The 22,999-nt window shown below is 59.9% G+C and carries 20 protein-coding genes, 1 tRNA gene and 1 pseudogene; 10 read left to right on the forward strand and 12 right to left on the reverse strand.

Annotated elements, in window-relative coordinates:
- The 3 genes from IZV00_RS05215 (at nucleotide 1) to mazG (ending at nucleotide 2,895) form a co-directional block, all read left to right on the forward strand.
- Complete coding sequence (locus IZV00_RS05215; protein WP_196226091.1) at nucleotides 1-627, forward strand: retropepsin-like aspartic protease family protein; 627 nt, start codon at nucleotides 1-3, stop codon at nucleotides 625-627.
- Nucleotides 624-1,925 (forward strand): MFS transporter, encoded by a 1,302-nt coding sequence (locus tag IZV00_RS05220; RefSeq protein ID WP_196226092.1) that lies wholly within the window; start codon nucleotides 624-626, stop codon nucleotides 1,923-1,925. Before IZV00_RS05215 ends, IZV00_RS05220 begins: the two co-directional genes overlap by 4 nt.
- A gap of 181 nt (nucleotides 1,926-2,106) precedes the next feature.
- Nucleotides 2,107-2,895, forward strand: a complete 789-nt coding sequence (gene mazG / locus IZV00_RS05225) for a nucleoside triphosphate pyrophosphohydrolase (protein WP_196226093.1) — start codon at nucleotides 2,107-2,109, stop codon at nucleotides 2,893-2,895.
- A 4-nt stretch (nucleotides 2,896-2,899) separates the two neighbouring features.
- Here mazG and hflX read toward each other — a convergent pair whose 3' ends face one another.
- From hflX to dusB, 7 genes are all read right to left on the reverse strand, one after another.
- Nucleotides 2,900-4,219, reverse strand: a complete 1,320-nt coding sequence (gene hflX / locus IZV00_RS05230) for a GTPase HflX (RefSeq protein ID WP_196226094.1) — start codon at nucleotides 4,217-4,219, stop codon at nucleotides 2,900-2,902.
- Nucleotides 4,220-4,284: 65 nt separating this feature from the next.
- Nucleotides 4,285-4,776, reverse strand: coding sequence for an RNA chaperone Hfq (hfq, locus tag IZV00_RS05235; RefSeq protein WP_268934778.1), 492 nt, complete (start codon nucleotides 4,774-4,776; stop codon nucleotides 4,285-4,287).
- 141 nt (nucleotides 4,777-4,917) lie between these two features.
- Nucleotides 4,918-6,291 carry a nitrogen assimilation response regulator NtrX gene (gene ntrX, locus IZV00_RS05240; protein WP_196226096.1) on the reverse strand — a complete coding sequence of 458 codons (1,374 nt, stop codon included), beginning with the start codon at nucleotides 6,289-6,291 and terminating at the stop codon, nucleotides 4,918-4,920.
- Nucleotides 6,281-8,533, reverse strand: coding sequence for a sensor histidine kinase (locus tag IZV00_RS05245; protein ID WP_196226097.1), 2,253 nt, complete (start codon nucleotides 8,531-8,533; stop codon nucleotides 6,281-6,283). The genes ntrX and IZV00_RS05245 overlap by 11 nt, the downstream gene beginning before the upstream one ends.
- 93 nt (nucleotides 8,534-8,626) lie before the next feature.
- A complete protein-coding gene (ntrC, locus tag IZV00_RS05250) occupies nucleotides 8,627-10,069 on the reverse strand; it encodes a nitrogen regulation protein NR(I) (RefSeq protein ID WP_196226098.1) in 1,443 nt (480 codons plus the stop codon).
- Nucleotides 10,066-11,178: a two-component system sensor histidine kinase NtrB gene (locus IZV00_RS05255; RefSeq protein WP_196226099.1), complete on the reverse strand. Its 1,113-nt coding sequence runs from the start codon at nucleotides 11,176-11,178 to the stop codon at nucleotides 10,066-10,068. Before IZV00_RS05255 ends, ntrC begins: the two co-directional genes overlap by 4 nt.
- Nucleotides 11,175-12,194 (reverse strand): tRNA dihydrouridine synthase DusB, encoded by a 1,020-nt coding sequence (dusB, locus tag IZV00_RS05260; protein WP_196226516.1) that lies wholly within the window; start codon nucleotides 12,192-12,194, stop codon nucleotides 11,175-11,177. The genes IZV00_RS05255 and dusB overlap by 4 nt, the downstream gene beginning before the upstream one ends.
- Before the next feature lie 102 nt (nucleotides 12,195-12,296).
- Here dusB and IZV00_RS05265 point away from each other — a divergent pair, with 102 nt between their 5' ends.
- Together IZV00_RS05265 and IZV00_RS05270 are read left to right on the forward strand one after the other, a co-directional pair.
- Nucleotides 12,297-13,472, forward strand: coding sequence for a bifunctional 2-C-methyl-D-erythritol 4-phosphate cytidylyltransferase/2-C-methyl-D-erythritol 2,4-cyclodiphosphate synthase (locus IZV00_RS05265; protein ID WP_196226100.1), 1,176 nt, complete (start codon nucleotides 12,297-12,299; stop codon nucleotides 13,470-13,472).
- 4 nt (nucleotides 13,473-13,476) lie between these two features.
- On the forward strand, nucleotides 13,477-13,989 hold the full coding sequence (locus tag IZV00_RS05270; RefSeq protein WP_196226101.1) for a CinA family protein: 513 nt from the start codon (nucleotides 13,477-13,479) through the stop codon (nucleotides 13,987-13,989).
- On the opposite strand, the gene IZV00_RS05275 is transcribed toward IZV00_RS05270, so the two are convergent.
- On the reverse strand, nucleotides 13,941-14,411 hold the full coding sequence (locus IZV00_RS05275; RefSeq protein WP_196226102.1) for a type II toxin-antitoxin system RatA family toxin: 471 nt from the start codon (nucleotides 14,409-14,411) through the stop codon (nucleotides 13,941-13,943). The genes IZV00_RS05270 and IZV00_RS05275 overlap by 49 nt on opposite strands.
- Before the next feature lie 4 nt (nucleotides 14,412-14,415).
- Nucleotides 14,416-15,373 (reverse strand): annotated as a pseudogene (lipA, locus tag IZV00_RS05280) (lipoyl synthase).
- 44 nt (nucleotides 15,374-15,417) lie between these two features.
- Here lipA and IZV00_RS05285 point away from each other — a divergent pair.
- Genes IZV00_RS05285 through IZV00_RS05295 form a run of 3 tightly spaced genes read left to right on the forward strand, consistent with a single transcriptional unit; the run spans nucleotide 15,418 to nucleotide 17,119 of the window.
- A complete protein-coding gene (locus tag IZV00_RS05285) occupies nucleotides 15,418-16,071 on the forward strand; it encodes a carbonic anhydrase (protein ID WP_196226104.1) in 654 nt (217 codons plus the stop codon).
- The gene (locus IZV00_RS05290) at nucleotides 16,071-16,838 is read left to right on the forward strand and encodes an NYN domain-containing protein (protein WP_196226105.1); all 768 of its coding nucleotides are present in this window, start codon (nucleotides 16,071-16,073) and stop codon (nucleotides 16,836-16,838) included. The genes IZV00_RS05285 and IZV00_RS05290 overlap by 1 nt, the downstream gene beginning before the upstream one ends.
- A gap of 2 nt (nucleotides 16,839-16,840) precedes the next feature.
- A complete protein-coding gene (locus IZV00_RS05295) occupies nucleotides 16,841-17,119 on the forward strand; it encodes an acylphosphatase (RefSeq protein ID WP_196226106.1) in 279 nt (92 codons plus the stop codon).
- Between the two features lie 343 nt (nucleotides 17,120-17,462).
- Here the strand turns inward: IZV00_RS05295 and ettA are convergent, their stop codons facing one another.
- On the reverse strand, nucleotides 17,463-19,148 hold the full coding sequence (gene ettA, locus IZV00_RS05300; protein WP_196226107.1) for an energy-dependent translational throttle protein EttA: 1,686 nt from the start codon (nucleotides 19,146-19,148) through the stop codon (nucleotides 17,463-17,465).
- Nucleotides 19,149-19,250: 102 nt separating this feature from the next.
- Between ettA and IZV00_RS05305 the strand changes: the two genes are divergently transcribed.
- Together IZV00_RS05305 and IZV00_RS05310 are read left to right on the forward strand one after the other, a co-directional pair.
- Nucleotides 19,251-20,624 carry a M28 family peptidase gene (locus tag IZV00_RS05305; protein WP_196226108.1) on the forward strand — a complete coding sequence of 458 codons (1,374 nt, stop codon included), beginning with the start codon at nucleotides 19,251-19,253 and terminating at the stop codon, nucleotides 20,622-20,624.
- 155 nt (nucleotides 20,625-20,779) lie between these two features.
- The gene (locus IZV00_RS05310; protein WP_196226109.1) at nucleotides 20,780-20,995 is read left to right on the forward strand and encodes a hypothetical protein; all 216 of its coding nucleotides are present in this window, start codon (nucleotides 20,780-20,782) and stop codon (nucleotides 20,993-20,995) included.
- A 256-nt stretch (nucleotides 20,996-21,251) separates the two neighbouring features.
- Here IZV00_RS05310 and IZV00_RS05315 read toward each other — a convergent pair whose 3' ends face one another.
- Entirely contained in the window at nucleotides 21,252-22,337 is a 1,086-nt protein-coding gene (locus IZV00_RS05315; protein WP_196226110.1) for a hypothetical protein, read from the reverse strand.
- Nucleotides 22,338-22,554: 217 nt separating this feature from the next.
- Nucleotides 22,555-22,631: transfer RNA gene (locus tag IZV00_RS05320), tRNA-Pro, on the reverse strand.
- Nucleotides 22,632-22,999 lie beyond the last annotated feature (368 nt).

A 22,999-nucleotide genomic window follows, 5' to 3' on the forward strand; every position in this document is an offset into this window, starting at 1 on the left:
ATGAATGGGGATCAGGCGGCTTCCAGCATCTGGTATGTGCTCGCGCTTGTTCTCGTCGGCTCGGCCTTGCTGGCTCGCCGCATGCCCATGGCTGGCATGCTGCGCCTCGCACTGGTCTGGGTCGCCATATTCGCGGCTTTGCTGGGATTGTTCAAAATTGGTGAGAAAGCCGGACTCTTCACCACCAGAATGGCTGGGGAAGGGGCAGGGCCGGTTTCGCAAGAAACGCCGCCAACACCGCCCCCCGCCCGCGCCGAAGGTCAGGCGCTTCGCATTCCCATGGCACCCGACGGCCATTTCTGGGTCGAAGGAACGGTCAACGGCACTGCCACCCGCTTCCTCATAGACAGCGGCGCCAGCATAACAGCCCTTTCCGTCCCCTCCGCCCGTGCGGCCGGACTCAATTTTGACCTGAGCGCTCCGGGCGTGTCGATGATGACCGCGAACGGCCAGATTGACGCCAAGCGTTCCTCCATCTCCACTTTGGTCATCGGCCCGATCCGGTCGAGCGATCTGCCCATCGTCATATCGCCCGCCTTTGGTGAGGTGAACGTCATAGGAATGAACATGCTGTCCCGGCTCAAAAGCTGGGGCGTCGAAAATGGTGAGATGGTGCTCAATCCATGACGGCAACCTTGGCGCTGCGCGCACCGACCCAGCGCGAAAGGCTGAAGGCGATCGTCGGCGGTTCCACCGGCAATCTGGTGGAATGGTATGACTGGTACGCCTATGCCGCCTTCACCCTTTATTTCGCGCCGCATTTCTTCCCCAGCGAGGATCGCACCGCCCAGCTTTTGAGCGCCGCCGGGATATTCGCCGTGGGCTTCCTGATGCGGCCGATCGGCGCCTGGTTAATGGGGATTTATGCGGATCGGCATGGACGCAAAAGCGGCCTTACCCTGTCCGTTGCTCTTATGTGCGCGGGTTCGCTGCTTATTGCGGTGACGCCCGGCTATGATGTGATCGGGGTAGGGGCGCCCCTGCTGCTAGTCCTTGCCCGCCTGATGCAGGGTCTTTCGATCGGCGGCGAATATGGGGCCAGCGCGACCTATCTGTCGGAAATGGCGGGACGTGATCGGCGCGGATTCTTTTCAAGCTTTCAATATGTTACGCTAATCTCTGGGCAACTTGTGGCAATTTGCGTGCTGCTCATCCTTCAGGGCGTGCTGACCACTGCGCAGCTTGACGCATGGGGGTGGCGAATACCTTTCCTGATTGGTGGCGCCCTCGCCGTGATCGTCTTCTGGCTGCGCCGTGGGCTTAGTGAAACGCAAAGCTTCCATGCGGCGAAAGCCGAAGGAGCGCCGCGATCCGGCTTTGTCGAGCTTGTCACGAAGCATCCTCGCGAAACGCTGACCGTGATGCTGCTCACGGCGGGTGGCACAATCGCCTTCTATGCCTATTCGATCTATATGCAGAAATTCCTGGTGAACACATCGGGCCTCAGTCGGGAAACAGCGTCGCAGATCAATGGGATAACCTTGTTCTTTTTCATGTTGTTGCAACCTGTAGCCGGGGCGCTTTCCGACCGCATCGGGCGTAAACCGTTGATGATAGGCTTCGGCATCCTGGGCTTGCTGTTCACCTATCCGATATTCGCGACGCTCGCCGTAACTCGCGATCCACTCGTTGCAGGCCTGCTGGTTATGGCGGGCCTGATCATCGTGACTGGCTACACATCGATCAACGCCGTCGTGAAAGCGGAGCTTTTCCCAGCCCATATCCGCGCCCTTGGCGTTGCGCTGCCATATGCCTTGGCGAACACATTGTTCGGCGGCACGGCCGAATTCGTGGCGCTCTATTTCAAACAGATCGGCATCGAACAGGCATTTTACATCTATGTAAGCGTCATGATCGCCATATCGCTGATCATCTACATCAAAATGCCCGACACCCGCCGCCACAGCCAGATCCGGGAAGACTAATATGCGGGGGCGTTCTGGGTATCGCCTGATAAGAGGAGCGTTCACGTTCTGGTGGCCGGTGACTAATGCCTAATCTTTAACATAATATATATTATCGAGCAAACATTAGTCCCGAAGGGATAGCCTTCCCCCAACCAAAACTCTATCTTCTCGCCACTTCCTTCTTGATTTCAGGACCCCCATGTCATCCAGCACCAAAGCGAGCCCCGCCGACATCATGCCGCTCGCCAATGTCATGGCCCGTCTTCGCGATCCGGACACCGGATGTCCCTGGGACATCCAGCAGGATTTCGCCAGCATCGCTCCCTACACAATCGAGGAAGCCTATGAAGTCGCCGACGCGATCGAACGTAACGACATGCCCGCGCTCTGCGACGAGCTCGGCGACCTCCTGCTACAGGTAGCCTTCCACAGCCGGATGGCCGAACAAGCCGGGCATTTCAATCTCCAGGACGTCATCGACGGCGTCACCGACAAGATGATCCGCCGCCATCCGCACATCTTCGGCGAAGGTGCCGAACGCGAACATGGCCATGCCCAATGGGAAGCGATTAAAGCAGCCGAACGCGCCGCCAGAGAACCCGACAGCAGCGCTCTCGCTGGCGTTGCCAACGCGCTCCCCGCACTACTCCGCGCCGAAAAGCTCCAGAAGCGCGCCGCCCGCACCGGTTTCGACTGGCCCGACACCCAAGGTGCGGTCGCGAAGATTGAAGAGGAATTGCAGGAAGTTCACGACGCCACAACCCCCGAAGAACATCAGGAGGAGGTCGGCGACCTGCTGTTTGCCGTCGTCAACCTGGCCCGGCACCTGAAGGTCGATCCGGAAGCCGCGCTACGGGCCGCCAGCGCGAAATTCGAAGCCCGCTTCCGCGTCATGGAACAGACCGCTGGTGATGGATTTCAAAGCCTCGACCTCGATGGAAAGGAAGCTCTCTGGCGGCAGGCCAAACGCGAATTGGCCCGCCGATAACTGATCAAGCATCCGCGCGTTTGCTGAAACGAGCAAAGGCGGAGTCGGAGAGGCGAACCTTCAAGACAAGCTCACCATCCACCGTTTCGCTACCTATCACTTCACCATGTTCGTGTAGCCAGGCAATGGCAGCGCCATCCGCCAACGGCACCCGAAGTTGATGGATTTGCGCGCCAGCAGTCAGTCTGGCGCTTATGCATCGTTGCAGATCATCCACGCCATTTCCGGTCAGGGCGGAAAGGATCACGACATCCCGGCGCCGCGCCGCGATTTCCCGAAGTTGCGCAGCTTCTTCCTCACCCAGCAGATCGAGTTTGTTCCACGCCTCGATAATCGGGGGGGCGTCGTCCCCTGCTCCGCCCTCACCCGCCACACCAAGCTCACTCAGCACGTCCAGCACATCATCGCGCTGCGCCTCGCTATCGGGATGGGCGATGTCGCGGACATGTATGATGAGGTCAGCGGACAGAACTTCTTCCAGCGTGGCGCGAAACGCCGCAATAAGCTGAGTCGGAAGGTCGGACACAAAACCGACCGTGTCCGACAGGATCGCCTTGTCCAATCCCGGTAATGCGATCTGGCGCATGGTCGGGTCCAGCGTCGCGAACAGCAAATCTTCCGCCATGACATCGGCGCCCGTCATGCGGTTGAAAAGCGTGGACTTGCCAGCATTGGTGTAGCCGACAAGCGCGATCACCGGCCAAGGAGCTCTTTGCCGGCGTGCCCGATGTAGACTGCGGGTACGGGTCACCTGGTCAAGTTCACGCCTGATCTTTGCCATACGATCGCGGATCATCCGCCGGTCAGCCTCGATCTGCGTTTCGCCGGGACCACCCAGGAATCCAAAGCCGCCACGCTGCCGTTCAAGGTGGGTCCAACTGCGCACCAGCCTGCCCGCCTGATAATCGAGATGGGCCAGTTCGACCTGAAGGCGTCCCTCATTGGTGGCCGCACGCTCCCCGAAGATTTCCAGGATCAACCCGGTTCGATCGATCACTTTGGCTTCGGTCGCCTTCTCAAGATTGCTCTGCTGAACCGGGCTCAACGCGTTGTCGACAATCACCAGTTCGGCATCTTCCATCCGCGCAAGCGTTGCGATCTGGTCGACCTGACCACTTCCGAACAAAGTTGCGGGTTTCCGATCCCGCACGCGAAACGCCTGCGCCGCGCGCACGTCTATGCCGATAGCCAGGGCGAGGCCTTTCGCCTCCTCAAGACGGGCGTCACTATCACGCCTTTCGACGCCGTGAGTTTCAGCGCGCACGACCACGGCCCGCGCGCCGCGCGATACTTCGTCGGCAGAGTCCCGGTTGAAGACGGCCATAAGCGCCTAACGCATCAGGCGCCGACCCGCCTCATCAGAAGGCGGGCCGTACCGAAATAGATTGATCAATCCTCGCCCTCGCCTTCGCCACTCAGGTCAAGCGCATGGAGAGGTTGAACAGTGGAGATGGCATGCTTGTAGACAAGCTGCACCATGCCGTCGCGCTCCAGCAGCATGCAGAAAAGATCGAATGCAGCGATCTCGCCCTGCAACATCACGCCGTTGACCAGAAACATGGTGACCGGGCTTCCGGACTTGCGAACGGCGCTCAGGAATATTTCCTGAAGCAGTTTGGGCTTTGAATTGCCGTCGCTCGCCTTGCGAAGGTCGGTTAGGTCCATCGACTGAGCGGGCATCACGGTGGAAATGGCGTGCTTGTAGACAAGCTGCGATTGCCCGTCGCGCCGCAACAGAACGGAAAAATTGTCAAACCAGGTGATAATCCCTTGCAACTTCACGCCCTTTACCAGGAACATAGTCACGGGCGTTTTGCTCTTGCGCAGGTTGTTCAGGAATATGTCCTGAAGATTATTGAGTTTTTCTGCCACGGTCTTCACCTTATTGGCGGGACGTTACCCGCTCTTGCACCCCTGGGCAGGGTGTCTTGCCCGCCCCCGCTCACCGGGGGCAATCAGAAAGCTACCGCAATTGCGAAGGGGCGTCCATGCCCCAGATGGGCTATCGTTCATCCCCTTGCATCAATTGTCCTTTCCATCCGTGATCCCAAGCAGCTTGAGCTTGCGGTGCAACGCAGACCGTTCCATGCCGATGAATGTAGCCGTTCGGGATATGTTGCCGGAAAACCGCCTGATCTGGATACGCAGATATTCGCGTTCGAAACTTTCGCGCGCTTCCCGCAACGGTGCCCCCATGATGGCCGACTGACCCATCCCTTCGCCCGCGCCATTACTGGAAAGTTCGCTAGGCAGCATGTCCAGCTCAATCCGGCCTATCCGCTCGCCCGGAGCAAGGATCATCGTTCGCTCGATGACGTTGCGCAGCTGGCGAACGTTGCCGGGCCATTCGTTCGCCTGAAGCGCAGCCATGGCATCACTAGCGATCTCGGGCGACGGCACCCGCCGCTCGGCCGCGAAACGTGCGAGATAATGCTCGACCAGCGGTGGAATGTCGTCTCGCCGCTCGGACAAGGAAGGGATGACGAGGGGTACAACGTTCAGACGATAGAACAGGTCTTCGCGGAACCGCCGCTCCTCTATTTCCGCGGCCAGATCCCGCGCAGTTGAAGAGATGACCCGGACGTCTACCTTCACTTGCCGCTGCCCGCCCACGCGCGTGAAGCTCTGGTCCGTCAATACCCGCAATATCTTGCCCTGCGTCGTGACGGGCATATCTGCGATCTCGTCAAGGTAAAGCGTGCCGCCATGCGCCTGCTCAAGATAGCCGGGACGCACAAGGCCGCTGGGATCTTCGACGCCGAACAGCTCCTCCTCCACCCGGTCGGGGTCCATTCGCGCCGCCGCCACGATGATGAAGGGCGCGTCGGCCCTCCCGCTCCAGCTGTGAAGCATGCGCGCCGCGACTTCCTTGCCGACACCCGCAGGCCCGGAAATCAGCACCCGGCTGCCCGTGCCGGCGACTTTCTTTATCGTCGCCCGAACCGCGTTGATCGCGGCCGAAGTGCCCGTCAGTTCATCATCCTGCCCAAAACGGGCACGCAGGACCTGATTTTCCCGCCGTAATCTCTCGGTCTCGGTAGCGCGCGCGACCAGATGCAGCAGCCGGTCGGCTTCGAATGGCTTTTCGATAAAGTCCGCCGCCCCCTTGCGGATCGCGGCCACGGCCGTGTCGATATTGCCATGACCTGAAATCATGAGCACCGGAATGGTCGCGTCGCGCTGCTTGATCACGTCGAGCAATTCCAGACCATCCAGGGTCGACCCCTGAAGCCAGACGTCCAGCAGGACCAGCGAAGGACGCCTAGTATCCAGCGCCTCGATCGCGCTGTCGCTGTTGGCAGCAGTGCGAGTGGTAAAGCCCTCATCCTCAAGCACGCCCGCGACCAGATCACGGATGTCCTCTTCATCATCGACTACCAGAATATCAAGCGCCATTGGCTGTCACTTTTCCCTTGGGCAATGCTACGACCTGCCCTTCTTCCAATTTCTCAAGAGCGGCAGTGGGGAAGCGCAACGTAACGCTCGTCCCTCCGCCTTGCGCATCTTCCAGGCGGATTTCGCCCATATGTTCCTCGACGATCTTCTTGACGATCGCGAGCCCCAGGCCTGTCCCCTTGCTCCGGGTCGTCATATAGGGTTCCAACACCCTCTCCCGCTCCGGCGGAAGCCCAACCCCGTCATCGCTGACGTTGATGAGCAGATTGCCATCCTCCTGACCGACCGTCATGCGAACATGACCACGGGCTCCGCCCTCGGCAGGTTCGGGCTTGGGTTCGATAGCCTCCACGGCATTTTTGACGATATTGGTCAGCGCCTGCCCCAGCTGCCGCCGGTCGCAGACAAGTTCCATATCCTGCGACCCACCACGGAATTCAAACTTGACGTCGGGATGTGCCACCTCGTGCAGGAACAGGGCGTGACGGGCGATGTCCGCAACGGCTTCGCGACGGAAAACCGGCTTGGGCATCCGCGCGAATGAAGAAAATTCATCCACGATACGCCGCAAATCGCCGACTTGCCTGACGATGGTCCCGGTCAGGCGGGTGAAGGTCGCCTTGTCGCTCGTCACTTCCTCGGCATAGCGGCGCTGCAAGCGTTCCGCCGCAAGCTGGATGGGCGTCAGCGGGTTCTTGATCTCATGCGCGATACGGCGGGCCACGTCCGACCATGCGGCGCGTCGCTGATCGGACAATTGCTGCGTGATGTCGTCGAACGTCAGGATATGGCGCGACGCGTCCTCGGACACTTTGACTGCCAAGGTCCGCATTTCGCCATGCGCGCGCGTCTGCACGATCCCCGCCCCCTCCTCCGAGGCAATTAGAGCCGCCAGTTCCGGCGAAACGGCGCTCAGCGGTCGTCCTACCGGATCATCGCCGTCCTTCACCAGAATGGCGGCGGCCGAACTGTTGAGAAGCAGGATCACCCCTTCCCTGTCCACCGACAGTACACCGGCGGAAACGCCTGACAGGATGGCCTCGATGAAGGCGCGACGTTCATCCAGCTGGCTGTTCGCGGCGACGAGCGCGCCTGTCTGCGCTTCCAACCTCTGGGTCATCCTGTTGAAGGCGGATGCGAGCGTTCCGATTTCATCGCGGGACTGCGGGCTGGTGACACGGGCCGACAGGTCGCCTGCCGTCACTCGCCGGGCGGCGGTCACCAACTCATTCACCGGGCGAACCATCCAGTCCGCAACCGCCAAAGCGATATAGACCGCTATACCGACCAGCAGAAGCGACCCGACGAACAGGGCGACGTTGAATCGCAGCTGAAGGGCGCGTGATTGGGCGGCGAAGATATCATAGTCGGACAGGACCTTCTGCGCGCGCTCCACATTGCTAAATGCGGTCGAACCAGAATCCCGAGTGGCATAAAGATAGATCTTCGCGCCGGGGTAGAGAAGCGTCACCGCCTGAATCTGGTTTGGCTTCGCTGCAACAACCACATTCTCGCCTGCTTCCAGTCTCTTGATGACATCAGGCGACAGCATTTCTGAAGCAGGCCGACTGTCCGGGTCGACCGTCGCGGCGGTGCGGGCCACCCCGTCCTTGCCCACTTCGATTATGGCCGAACGATTGAGTTTTCGCGTGACGACCTGGTAGATATAGCCTTCGGCGAAGCGCGGGCTCGAGACCTTCGATTGGCCAAGATAATCCCGCAAGTCGCTCGCCATGGTGACGGTTTCGTCCCCCACCTCGCGAAGATTCTGTTCATAATAGCCGCGAGCGAGGTCGCTGGCATTTTGCAACATTCCGCGCGCGCTGTCCGAAAACCAGAATTGCACGCCATATTGGAACAACAGCGAGGCAAAGATGACGACCAGCAACATCGGGACGCTGGCCACGATCGAGAAGATGGCCACCAGCCTGACGTGAAGTTGCCCGTCGCTGCCTATCGCCGACTGGGCGGCGCGGCGCTTTGCGACCCGGCGTCCAAGCAACACGAGTAGCGCGATCGCCGGAACCAGATTTCCCACCAGCAGCAACGCGACGATTGGCGGCGTAAGCAGCGTGTATGACTGCCCTTGGCCCGACAACAGGAAATAGGTGATGCCCGCCGTTCCAAGGAACAGCATTAACGTGACCGCCTCCACCAACGGAGCAAGATGACGTCGTAGGAAGGGCGGAAAATATCTCTTCCATGCCCGACCTCGCGTGGAGAGAGTCACTGCACCTTCCATAGTGGCTTTCTTACAACAACGCCGTGCCTGATCAAACACAGTATTTGGGACAGATTGTCCCTTGGCCGAACACCTGTGTCGTTTCGTCCCGGCTCAGTCCGACACGCGCAGTTGCAGCGGGTCCAAACCATAGTCGGTCAACTTCTTGCGCAACGTGTTACGGTTGATCCCCAACAACCCGGCCGCCCGGATCTGGTTGCCATCCACGCTCGCCAGCGTTTCCTGCAACAGGATCGGTTCGACGACCGCCAGCATATCATCATGCAGGTTCCGGTTGGGCTGTCCGATACCGATCCCCAACTGCCGCTTTGCCCATTCACGCACGGCCAGGACCAATTGATCGGCGGGCGCGGCATAATCCGGAGGCACCAGGTCCAGCGGCAAGCTGTTGCGCAACACCTCCCCCGCGATCACGGTCTCACGGCTCAGCACCGCCAGCCTCTGCATCAGGTTTTGAAGCTCACGGACATTACCCGGCCAGTGATAGGCCATCAGCAGTTGCGCGGCATCGTCCGACAACGTCTTTCGGGGCAGCCCCTCCTGCGCGGCGCGTTCCAGGAAATGCCTTGCGAGCAGGATCACATCCTCCCGCCGATCCCGCAACGCAGGCAAGGGGATGGGCACGACATTCAGCCGGTAATAAAGATCTTCCCGGAACCTGTTTTCCTCGATCAGCTTGGGAAGGTCCTTGTTCGTCGCCGCGACGATGCGGACATTCACCCGCACCGGCTTCGATCCACCGACCGTCGTCACCTCACCTGATTGCAAGACCCGCAGCAGGCGCGTCTGCGCCTCCATCGGCATGTCGCCAATCTCGTCTAGGAATAGGGTTCCGCCCTGCGCCTGCTCGAACTTTCCGGCGGTGCGGACATTGGCTCCCGTAAACGCACCCTTCTCATAACCGAACAGTTCGGCCTCGATCAGTTCGCGCGGAATTGCGGCCATGTTGATGGCGACAAATGGCTTGGTCCGGCGCTGCCCCAGCCCATGGATCGCTTCGGCGACAAGTTCCTTGCCCGTACCCGACTCCCCCAGCACCAAAATGCTAAGATCGTTGGACAATACCCGCGCGATCGTACGATAAACTTCCTGCATGGCAGGAGATCGGCCGACAAGAGGCAGTCCGTCGTGCGGAAGGCCATCTTCCTGACTGCCTTCCTCGGCCTTGTTCATGCCCAGCGCATCACTAACCGCCCGCGCCAACTCATTGAGGTCGAACGGCTTGGGAAGATATTCGAACGCCCCCTTCTCCGTGGCCCGGATCGCGGTGTTCAATGTGTTTTGCGCCGACAATATGATCACGCTAAGGTCTGGCCTGCGCTCCAGAATCTCCGCTACGCCTTCCAGGCCATCGCCATCAGGCAGCATGACGTCAGTTATCAGCACATCCGGCGCGAAACTGTCGATCAGGGCGCTGCGCTCCCGGATCGACGACGCAGTCTTTACCTTATGACCCTGCCGACGCAGCGCCTCCCCCACGACCACGCAAATGGCAGGATCGTCATCGACGACCAGTATCGACCCTGTGGTCGTCATGCGCCCATCCCCATGGGAAGCAGGATCCGGAACGTTGATTCGCCAGCGTCTGGATCGCGTGAATATTGAACGAACCCGTTCATGTCTCGCACCAGCTTGTCCACCAATGCCAGCCCCAGCCCCTGCCCATCGCGCTTGCCCGTGATGAAGGGGTTGAAGAGGTGGTCTAATATATGTTCCGGCACGCCCGGCCCATTATCGATGACCAGTATCTCGATAGGCAGTACCGCGCTTCCCTTGCCATCGCCCAGCACGACCGACACCCCATGGCGGAACGCGGTTTCAACACGGATGCAGGGATTTTCAGTCTGATCCAGCGCCTCAGCGGCATTCTTCAGCAGGTTGAGCATGATCTGCACAAGCGCATCGTCATTGATGACGGCAAATGGCAATGACGGATCATAACGCTTTATGATCCTGATGTTTCTCGCAAAACCGGCAGCGGCGATATGGGCCGCGCGATCGATCATGGGATAGATGTTGCCGGGTCGGCATTCCAGCCTGTGATCGGTTGTGAAATCCTGCATACGATCGATCAGGGCGGCGATCCGATCGACCTCGTTGCAGATCAACTGGGTCAGCACCGCGTCGCGTCCATCGTTGCCGGACTCCAGAAGCTGTGCCGCGCCCCGGATGCCCGACAGCGGGTTCTTGATCTCATGCGCCAATATGGCTGCGGCGCCCATCGCCGATCGCGCGCCGCCCGGGGTGCCACGATGACCAATTTGCCGCGCATGGCTTTGAGCGTGGATTGACACCACCCGCCACCCTTCATGATCGACAATCGGCGCGATCATCAGATCAACTTCCATCTCCGCCGTTCGCCCCGCATGCACCTTGACGTCATAGGCGGCGATCGGCTTGCTGCTATGCCAAATGTCGAAGCGCGAACTCACATCTGCCATGCGAACCGTGCGCGTGACGTCACTTCCCACGATCGCGGATCGCGCCATGTTGAGCAGAGTTTCCGCCCGGACATTCGCGTCAGCAATGCTGTTGTCGGGCGCCACGATCAATGTGGCCACAGGGAGTGCGATCATCAATTCTGACGGTGATGGCCCATCCTGCTGCATCCGGGGCGGCGGGACAGTCGTCAGTGGCATGGTCATGCCGCCTTGCGCGTCTCGATCGCTCCGTCCTGCGCAATCAGCGGCTCGTAAAAGCGCGCCAGCATATCAAGCACCACGTCGCCATCCGGCTCCTGATTGACAGCGTTACGAAACTCTGCCGATCCGGTGAGTCCCTTGGTATACCAACCGATATGCTTGCGAGCCATGTTGACGCCCGTCAGGCCGTCATAATGCTCGATCATCGCGCGATAATGCTCTGTTATCAGCTGATATTGTTCGGCTAGCGAAGGGTCGGGAAGACGCTGCCCCGTGCGAAACCAGTGCATCACCTGTCCGATCAGCCAAGGCCGACCATAGGCGCCCCGGCCAATCATGACCCCGTCCGCCCCGCTCTGCTCCAGCGCTGTTTCCGCATCTTCGATCGAGCAGATGTCCCCATTTACGATCACGGGCAGCGACACGGCATCCTTCACATTCCGCACGAACGCCCAATCGGCGCTACCCTTGTACATCTGGCAGCGCGTCCGCCCATGCACAGTGATCATCTTCGCACCCAGATCCTGCGCAATCCGTGCCAGTTCAGGAGCATTCAGGCTGGCATGATCCCAACCCATGCGCATCTTGACGGTCACCGGCACATCGACAGCCTTCACGGTCGCCTCAATCAGCGCGGCGGCCAAAGGCAGGTCGCGCATCAGAGCGCTACCGGCGTCGCCATTCACCACCTTCTTGACCGGGCAACCCATATTGATATCGATGATCGCCGCGCCACGATCCGCATTCAGCTTCGCCGCTTCTGCCATCTCCTGCGGTGAGCAGCCCGCAAGCTGCATCGACACCGGTTCCTCAACCGGATGCCAGGCCGCCTTCTGCAAAGACTGCCGCGTCTCGCGGATCATCGCCGCGCTCGCGATCATCTCCGTCACGTTCAGACCCGATCCGTAACGGCGTACCAGCGTGCGGAACGGCATATCTGTGACGCCAGTCATCGGCGCCAGGATCACGGGCATGTCGATCGTCACCGGACCAACGGAGATGGGGGAAATTATGCGCATCACCAGCTTTGCCTAAAAAACAGGCAGCCCTTAGCGGAAAAGCGGTGATGCGGCAAGCAAGCCGTCTGGCGGAGCGATCCGCCGTTCGCTACACGCGCTGCGATGACAAGGAGCAATCACAGGGTCGCGGCGCTGGTGCTCGCCGCCGGACAGGGCAGTCGCGCTGGGGGCGATACACCCAAGCAATTCCGTCACATCGGGGGCAAGGCCGTCATCGCACACTCCGTTCAGGCACTGGCGGATCATCCGCTAGTCGATGCAGTCTACCTGGTCATCGGCGCCGGGCAGGAGGAAACAGTCCAGTCGCTGATCGACGAGGATCAGGTCGCTTCAATTCTCCAGGGCGCGGACAGCCGCCGCGGATCGGTCCGCGCTGGGCTTGAGGCCATCGCCGCCGCCGGTGGCGCGGACAGAGTGCTGATTCACGATGCTGCCCGTCCTTTCCTGTCCGCTTCCATGATCGATCAACTACTGGCCGCGCTCGACTTCGCGCCGGGCGCCATCCCCGCCCTCCCCGTGGCCGACACACTGGTAAGGTCGGAGGGCGATCTGGCAGGCGACATTGTGGATCGATCGGCGCTCTTTCGGGTGCAAACCCCACAAGCATTTCACTTTGACGCCATCCTCAAAGCGCATCGCAATTGGGACGATGAGCGCGAAGCCACCGATGATGCCCAGATGCTGCGTCACGCGGGCCATGACGTCACTCTGGTTCCCGGCGACGAAAGGTTGGAGAAATTGACCTACCCTCAGGATTTCGTCCGGGCCGAAGCGTTGCTGGCGTCCCAGCGAACCGCCCGCGTCGGCATGGGCTATGATGTGCACCGGCTCGCGGTGGATGAAGAGCTTTGGCTTTGCGGCATTCAGGTCCCCCATGAAAAGGGTCTCGCGGGCCACAGCGATGCGGATGTTGCGATCCACGCGATTGTAGACGCCATGCTCGGCGCTCTTGCCGAAGGGGACATCGGCAGCCACTTCCCTCCATCCGACCCGCAATGGCGCGGCGCGGCATCCTCCCGATTCCTCGAATATGCCGGAGATCGGGTGAAATCCCGGGGCGGTCGCATCGACCATATCGACGTCACGATCATATGTGAGGCACCGAAGATCGGCCCCCATCGCGATGCAATGCGTCAGCGGATCAGCGATCTCCTCGGCATCCCCCGCGACCGGGTCAGCGTGAAGGCCACCACCACCGAACGCCTGGGCTTTGCCGGACGCCGCGAAGGCATCGCTGCACAAGCCGTTGCAACCATCTCCCTCCCCGCGCTATTCTGACCCCATGCCAGACCGCATCCTCCCCGCCCCGCTGGTGGACCTCGCCGAGCGGGTCATCATCGCCAATCGTCGCGCTGGCCGCACCATCGCCGTTGCGGAAAGCTGCACCGGCGGCCTTGTGTCCGCTGCTCTCACCGAAATCGCCGGGTCTTCGGAGGTCTTTGAAGCAGGATTCATCACCTATTCCAATGACATGAAGAATGAGCTGCTGAAGGTTTCTCAGGATGTGCTGGAAACCTTCGGGGCCGTTTCCATCGCCACCGCTTGGGCAATGGCGCAGGGCGCTCTTACCAAAAGCCACGCCAATGTAGCCGTTGCCATTACGGGAATCGCTGGCCCCGGCGGCGGATCAGAGCAAAAGCCCGTGGGCACCGTCGTGTTCGCCCGCGCTGAACGAGGCGGCAACCCGGACAAGGTCGTCGCTGACATGCGACATTTCGAAGATAGCGGCCGGGGCGGCGTGCGCCTTCAGGCGGCGCTTTGCGCGCTTGAGCTTCTGTTGCCCGAGTCGCCGTAAAGTTCGGCCGCACGCGTTTCGAACGCCCCGATCATCTTGCGCAGCGCCTTGTCGAACATCTGCCCGGCGATCATCTCGAACAGCCGATTCTTGAATTCGAACTCGACCTCGAAATCGACAAGCACGCCGCCCTTCCCGTCATCGCGGAACCGCCACTGGTTGTGCAGATGCTTGAGCGGGCCTTCCAGATAATCCACGCGCACGAAATCAGGTCGATGCTTGTGCACGCGCGAGGTGAAGCTTTCCTTGATACCTTTGAAGCCGACGATCATGTCGGCAATCATCTCCGCATCACTGTCCTGGCGAACGCGGATGGCGCTGATCCACGGCAGGAATTCAGGATAGGCGGCCACGTTCGAAACAAGGTCGAACATCTGGTCAGGCGTGTAGGGAAGTGGTCTTGTTTCGTGATGCTTCGGCATGTTTTCAGCGCGCTGTCCGTGCCAACTGAGCCTCACGCGCCGCGCGCATCTCGGCGAAATCCTTACCCGCATGATAGCTGGAACGGGTCAGCGGACTCGATGCCACCTGCAAAAATCCCTTGGCGCGCGCGATCCCTGCATAAGCATTGAACGCCGCAGGCGTCACGAACTCCATCACCTTGGCATGCTTTGGCGTGGGTTGCAGATATTGCCCCATGGTCAGGAAATCGATGTCGGCCGATCGCATGTCGTCCATCACCTGATGAACCTCCAGACGCTCTTCACCCAGGCCGAGCATGATCCCCGACTTGGTGAAGATCGACGGGTCCAGCTTCTTCACTGTCTCCAGCAACCGCAGCGACGCATAGTAGCGGGCACCGGGGCGAATCGTCGGATACAGACGGGGCACCGTCTCAAGGTTATGATTATAGACGTCCGGCCGCGCAGCCACGATCATCTCGACTGCGCGTTCATGCTTGTTTCGGAAATCCGGGGTCAGAATCTCGATCGTCGTATCCGGAGTCGTCCGCCGCAACGCTTCAATCACCTTCACGAACTGCGAAGCGCCGCCATCGGGCAGATCGTCGCGATCGACCGAGGTGATGACGATATGCTCCAGCCCCATTTCCGCGCAGGCGTCGGCCAGGTTCTGCGGCTCGTTCGGATCAACCTTGCGCGGCATGCCGGTCTTGACGTTGCAGAAGGCGCAGGCCCGCGTGCACACGTCGCCCAGGATCATCACGGTCGCATGCTTCTTGGTCCAGCATTCCCCGATATTCGGGCAAGCCGCCTCTTCGCAGACCGTGGCCAGCCCCTTTTCCCGCATCAGCTTCCGGGTTTCGTTATAGCCCGGACTCGTCGGCGCCTTCACCCTGATCCAATCGGGCTTGCGCGCACGTTGCGGAGTGGCTTGCACAGGTAGTGGAGCGGTGTCTGTCATGCGCCATCAAATAGCGATGCATGCCCACTCTTGCCAGCCCCCAGATTGTTGGGCAGAGACTTGGGCATGACCGACTTTTCCGACATGCTCGAAGGCTATCGCCGCTTCCGCAACACCGGCTGGACGCAACAGCGTGGCCGATGGGATGAATTGAGCGAAGGGCAGAGCCCGCGCGTCATGGTCATCGCCTGCTCCGACAGCCGAGTCGATCCGGCGCAGATCTTCGACACCAGCCCCGGCGAGATATTCGTGGTCCGCAATGTCGCGGCGCTCGTGCCCCCCTTTGAAACCAACCCCGGCCATCACGGCGTTTCGGCGGCGCTGGAGTTTGCCGTTCAGGTACTCAAGGTTGGCGAGATCGTCGTCATGGGCCATGGCAAATGCGGCGGCTGCAAGGCGGCCCTCAGCCAGGAACTGAAGGATGCCCCTCCCGGAGAAGGCGGCTTCATCCATAACTGGATAGACATGCTTGATGGCGCGCGGGAAAAGGTCGTCGAACGCTTCGGCGATGATCACGGCCGCGACGCGCATCGCGCCATGGAGCAGGAAGGGGTCAAGGTCAGCCTTGCCAACCTTCGCACTTTCCCCTGCGTCCGCACCAAGGAACGCAATGGCGAATTGAAGTTGGTCGGCGCATTCTTCGCGATTGCAGACGGGCAGCTTCATCTGCTGGATGAAGCGACCGGAGAATTCCATCCGGCGGCGCTGGAATCGGCCTGATGCCCTCGGCGATCCCCAGCGGCAATGTCGCCCTGTTGATCGACGCTGACAACGCCTCCGCCGAGCATTTCGACCCGGTGCTGACTGTTCTCGCAGAACTGGGAACAGTCAACATCCGCCGCGCCTATGGCAATTGGAGCAAGCCCTCGCTCAAGGGCTGGGCGCGGCAGGCCGTGACGCAGGCCATCGAAACGCAGCAGCAATTCGACCTCACCAAGGGGAAGAATGCCACCGACATGAAGATGACGATCGACGCCATGGACCTGATGGCGGGCGGCCGGGTCACGGGCTTTGGCCTCATGTCGAGCGACAGCGATTTCACGCCATTAGTGACGCGTATCCGTCAGGAGGGGATCGACGTCTATGGCTTCGGTTCGGACAAGACGCCCGAAGGCTTCCGCCGGGCCTGTACCCGCTTCATCGACGTAGCCGCGCTCGCCCGCTCTTTGGCGGAACCGGCGTCCGAAGCGATGCCGGAGCCGATGCCGCTCGACGTCCCGACCAAAGCCACCGCGCCAGCCAGGAATGAATATAAGAAGGTGGATGATGAAGTCATCCGTCTCCTGATAGAAGCCTATGATGCGGCCAAGCGCGATGAGAAAGGCTTTGCCGCGTTGGGACCAGTCGGGCAACGCGTCGGCAATCGCTCCAGCTTCGATGTGCGCAATTACGGTTTCAAGCGCCTGTCGGATCTGGTGCAGGCGATCCCCAATTTCATCACGGAAACGCGGGAAAACGGCCAGACCTGGATCAAACGGGTTCACTGACGATGGTCGTCGCCCGGCACCTCATGATCCTGGGCCGCGTGCAGGGCGTATTCTATCGCAATTGGGCAAAACAGACGGCCGCCGAGTTGGGCTTGGCCGGATGGGTCCGCAATCGTCTGGACGGCAGCGTCGAAGTGGTGATCGAAGGCGCTGAGGAGGCCGTGGAACGGTTCACGGCTTTGGCGGCTGAAGGCCCGCCAGCGGCGCAGGTGTTCCGCGTCGACGTGACCGACATGCCTGTCGAAGGCTTGAGGTCGTTCGAAAAAAAGTCAACCTGTTAGGGCCGATCTACCCTCCCAAACCGTTCGCCCTGAGCTTGTCGAAGGGCCCTACTTCCTCTTAAAGCGCGACCCTTCGGCTGTTTGCAACAAACGCTCAGGTGAGCTGGCCTCGCTTTCCAAATGTGAACCGATTGAGTGGCCCAAATAAATTCACGGAGCCATTCATTCGCCCCTCGACCAAAAAAATGGCCGACCCAATCGGACCGGCCTGAAAGTTTTAGGAGAGGATGCCTGAAAGGCCTCCCCGATATGTGGTTCGCACATTCATTGTGCAAGTGCGAAGGGCGAAGATATCGTTGCTATAATTGCAATCATCCCCGCCCAACGCGCCGCACAACCTCCATCAGCGCGTGAGTTTCTTGTAAGCCAGGCTTGTCGGACGGTCGGCGGCATCGCCCAACCTCCGCCGCTTGTCCTCTTCATACATTTCGAAGTTGCCCTCGAACCACTCGACATGGCTGTTGCCTTCGAAAGCAAGAATGTGCGTGGCAAGGCGATCGAGGAAGAAGCGATCGTGGCTGATAACCACGGCGCAGCCCGCGAAGTTTTCGATCGCCTCTTCCAGCGCAGCCAGCGTTTCGACGTCAAGGTCGTTGGTCGGTTCGTCGAGCAGCAGCACGTTGCCGCCCTTTTTCAGCATCTTGGCCATGTGCACGCGATTGCGCTCACCGCCAGACAGCTTGCCGACATTCTTTTGCTGGTCCTGTCCCTTGAAGTTGAAGGCACCGACATAGGCCCGCGTCGACATGTCGTGGCCATTGACCTTCACATAATCGAGGCCGTCCGACACCTCTTCCCAGACGTTCTTTGATGGGTCCAGATGATCACGGCTTTGGTCAACATAGCCCAGGCGCACGGTCGAACCGATGTCAATCTCGCCCGAATCCGGCGTCTCCTGCCCCGTGATGATGCGAAACAGCGTGGACTTACCCGCGCCGTTCGGCCCGATCACGCCAACGATGCCGCCCGGCGGCAGAGTGAAGGACAAATCCTCGAACAGCAGCTTGTCGCCATAGGCTTTCGAGATGTTCTTCGCCTCGATGACCTTGCCACCCAGGCGCTCGGGCACCTGAATGACGATCTGCGCCTTGCCGGGCGTGCGGCTTTCCTGGCTGGCGACCAGCTGTTCGAACTTGGCGATACGCGCTTTCGACTTGGTCTGGCGCCCCTTAGGCCCCTGGCGAATCCACTCCAGCTCGTCCTTGATCGCCTTCTGACGCCCCGATTCTTCACGGGATTCCTGCTCAAGGCGCTTCGACTTCTTTTCGAGATAGGTCGAATAATTGCCTTCGTACGGGAAGTATTTCCCGCGATCGAGTTCCAGAATCCAACCCACGACATTGTCGAGGAAGTAGCGATCGTGGGTAATCATCAACACCGCGCCCGCATATTCCTTCAGGTGATTTTCCAGCCACTCCACGCTCTCCGCGTCAAGATGGTTGGTCGGTTCGTCGAGCAGCAGGATGTCCGGCTTCTGGATCAGCAGGCGGGTCAGCGCGATACGACGCTTTTCACCACCCGACAGGCTTTCCACCGACCAATCCGACGGCGGGCAGCGCAGGGCCTCCATCGCAATCTCAAGCTGATTGTCGAGCGTCCAGCCATCGACCGCGTCGATCTGCTCCTGCAACTCGCCCATCTCTGCCATCAGAGCGTCGAAATCGGCGTCTTCCGGCGGATCGGCCATGATCATGCTGATCTCGTTGAACCGGTCGAGCTTGTCCGCGACTTCCCGCGCGCCGTCCTTCACATTCTCAAGCACATTCTTGGCGGGGTCGAGCTGCGGCTCCTGCGCCAGATATCCCACGGTGATGTTCTCACCCGGCCATGCCTCACCGCTGTAATCGGTGTCGATGCCCGCCATGATCTTGATCAGCGTCGATTTACCGACGCCGTTGGGACCAACGATCCCGATCTTGGCACCGCGATAAAATTGCAGGTTGATACCGTTCAGCACCGGCTTTGGCGCGCCGGGGAAGGTCTTGGTCATGTTCTTCATGACGAAGGCGTATTGCGAGGAGGCGGACATGGCTTGAAGACGCTCCGAAGGACGAAAGAGGTAAAATCGCGCCGGAGTTAGCGAAGCCCGGCGCCATTGGCAAATGCGGGATGGCTGGCTAAGCCTTCACCCATGCAGAAAATCCGATCGGGCACCTTCGCCGCGCTCCTTCTCGGCAGCATCGCCTTCCCCCTTCCCCTCGCCGCAGCGCCTGTCGACACGTCACCGATTCGAGAGGCGGCGTTGCAGGACAACATAGCCTGGGACTTCACCGAAGGGCTGACGACGGAAGTCGGCCCCCGCCCCGCCGGAACGCCTCAGGAAGCCCGCGCCCGCGAGTGGGCCGTGGCGAAGCTCAAGGCGCTCGGCTTCTCCAATGTGCGTTCCGAACCCTATAAGATGCCCGTCTGGGTCCGCGGCCATGACGAGGCGCGCATCCTCTCCCCCTTCCCGCAAAATCTCGCGCTCGCGGCGCTGGGAAATAGCGCGTCTACTTCCGCCAATGGCATTGAAGGCGAAGTCCTATATTTCCCCACCCTTTCAGACCTGCTGGCAGCACCCGATGGCAGTCTGAAAGGCAAAATCGCCTTCGTCAGTCACGTCATGGCGGCAACGCAGGATGGCAGTTCCTACAGCCATTTCGGCGCCACACGCCGTCAGGGACCAAGCATTGCATCGAAAAAGGGTGCAGCGGCCATCCTGATACGGTCGATCGGTACGGACAACCACCGCCTGCCCCACAGCGGAGTGCAGATGTGGGCCGATGGCGTGAAGCCGATTCCCGCCGCCGCGCTCAGCACTGTGGACGCAGACCAACTGACGCGCATCCTTGCCAGAGGGCAGTCGGTTCGCCTGCGCCTCACCCTCACGTCCAAAATGCTGAAGGACCAGCCATCGGGCAATGTCATTGCCGAACTGCCGGGCACGGACCCGACGGCCGGGATCATCCTCGCCGCCTGTCATATCGACAGCTGGGATCAGGGCACCGGAGCGATAGACGACGCCTCCGGGTGTGGGATCATCACCGCCGCTGCGCTTCATGCCGCAAAGGCTGGCCCGCTCCGCCGAACCATCCGCATATTGATGGCGGGTGCAGAGGAAGTGGGCGGCGACGGAGGCCGCGCCTATTTCGCGGCACACGACGGCGAACGGCACGCCGTCGCCATGGAGTCCGACTTCGGCGCCGACCGGGTCTGGCGCGTCGATTTCAAACTACCCGCAGGACATGAAGCACTTTCGGATCGAATTGCCAGCGCCCTCTCCCCGCTCGGGATCGCGCCCAGTCGTCTGGCGGCAGGGGGCGGATCGGACATTGAACCGCTGGTCAAGGCAGGCGTCCCCGTCATTGATTTGCAGCAGGACGGCACCCACTATTTCGACATTCACCACACCGCCGACGACACGTTAGACAAGGTCAACCGCGCTCAATTGCAACAAAATGTCAGCGCCTGGGCGGTTACGCTTTTTGCAATCGCCGATGCAGCAGAATCGCTGGCGGTTAAGTGAACTTCTGTAGTAGACAACACTCCGTCGCGTGATTCCGTCGCTTCACCGACGCAGAAAAGCATTGATTTGTGCAGCGCACACGTTAATGCGGGTCGCTCGCGTCGGGCGTGTTATAAATATGCCGACGCGGCAATATGCTATGGGAGCCGTACACAATGAAGAAGATCGCTGTTGTTTTCGCTTCGGCCGGCCTGATGGCCCTCGCCGCTTGCGGTGAGAAGCCGGCCAACGAGACCGCGAACGCTTCGAACGCTGTCGTCGAGAACGTTGTTGAGAACGCTGCTAACGCAGCCGACAACGCTGCGAATGCCGCTAACGCTGCTGACAACGCCGCGAACGCTGCTTCGAACGCTGCAAACGCTGCTCACTAATCTCAGCGTCAGCGAGATTTTTAAGAGGGCGGGCCGTCTAACGGTCCGCCCTTTTTCTATGTGTGCTGCCCGAACGATGCCTAGGCTTGGAGGGCTTCGGCCAGGGGTCCAAATGGTGCCATGGGTGCCAGCAGGTGAAGCCCATGCAATCCTTCTGGATCGACCAGAGTAAGAAGGGCCGGCGGCAGTTGCGGGGATCGTAAGGCGCTGGAGCGCACCGAGCGGGTGGCAAAGTTCTCCCGGCTTGCCGCTCGGTTTAAGCGGCTTCAGCCTCCCCTTCATCGTTAGTCGGTCCAGACAGGCTGAGTACAGGCTCGCCTGTAGCGGCAGGGAACCTCAGTGAATGTGCGAAGGCAGAGACAGATGCAGATGCCTCATCAAGCTCTTCGACGTTCTTTTCAGCACCCGCTATCAACTTGATCTCGACAGTCATGCCTCGCTCTACTCGGGCTAGGAATTCCCTTAGATGCAACTCCAGGCCATTCTTGACCTCGTTACGTCGTCCGCTTGCGCGCATACTTGAAACTAGACGCTGCGCTTCTTCGTCAATTTTGGCGGATATCTCCTGCCGTATCTTGTCACCGAAAATCCGCTCGACCTCCTCATCTGAGAAAGATGACAACTGCCGCGCTCGAGCCCTGATCTCGCGAATTTCTTCTACGGTTTTCCACGAATTGAGCGCCCACGTTGCCACACCCCCAATCGCTGTCGCTATCCCTGTAGCCACCCCGATGACGACCATCGGGTCAGTTGTAGAAAGCGAGACAAGTTCAAGCCTAGTGTCGGCTTCTCCTGAAGATTCAGCAAGCAGGGCAACGAAGCGCTTGATAAAGCCGAATTCTTGGATGAGGCCTGAAAATTCGTTACCAAATATCAGGCGAGGAACTACGAAGCCCACTTCAGCAGGCATATCGTGCGGCTCATTTACCTCATCCCAAGACAAGAATTTAGATGCATCCAACGTGGCCTTGAAGTGCAACAGTAGAGTGGCACGGGTCGTGGCGATCTCTTGCACTTGGTCCCGAGCCACCGCGAGTGTTGCTGCGTTCTCCTGCACAAGTGCTTGAATTTCATCTGCCATCGCTACGGAGAAATCCTCGCTGCTCGCTATCAAGCTGAGGCGCTCTTGCTGCGCTGGCGTCAGCACATTGGACACATGGCGCAAGGCTGCGTGGAGTTCGTTCAACTCAGAGACGAAGGCTGTTTGATAGCTCGGTTCGGAAGGCGAACTAATCATGTTGTCCAGTCGGTTGCGCACAGCCTCCAACTTTGTCTGGATGCCCTCGCTCGCCTCAAGTTCCAGCGCTCGCTTTATCAGTCCCAACGCACCTTCTAAGTTCATTACGTCCCCCTTAGCTTGCCCAGCCTTGGATAGCATTACAGGCACGTAGGCTGTCACGCCAACACGCTTACTAGGAACATGAGTAGAACATTACACATGGAGGAGTCGAGGGGAGAAGGTGGCGGGATTGCGCCACACAAAACTGCCCCATAAACCTGCCCCACAAGTGGTCGAGATTTTCGAATAAGCTATTGAAAATGATATATTTTCATGAAGGTGGTCGGGGAGACAGGATTCGAACCTGCGACCCTCTGCTCCCAAAGCAGATGCGCTACCAGGCTGCGCTACTCCCCGACGTAAGGCGCCTTAGCGGCGAATAACGCGTCCCGTCAATCGGCCATCACCGGAACAGCAGCCACAATATGATAATCACCGGTATCGGAATGCCGATCAGCCACAGCAATATACCCTTGCCCATGATCATTCGCCTCCATTCATCTGCCCAAGGCTGAAATGGATGAGTGGACGCCGATGTTCCGACCCCGTTCGGATATGCCTAGAAGGATAGGAGAAATTGGTGGGCCCGGCACCTACTGAAGAATAGCCATAAGACGGCGGATTTACGTTAGTTTCAAGAACGCCATCTCTGGGGATGCCCCCTAGGATGCCCCCACGTGAATAATGCTGCGATTTACGGGAATCGCTGCCTTTCCGCCATCATA

Origin of the sequence: Sphingobium sp. Cam5-1, assembly GCF_015693305.1 — a bacterium.
Classification (GTDB): Bacteria; Pseudomonadota; Alphaproteobacteria; order Sphingomonadales; family Sphingomonadaceae; genus Sphingobium.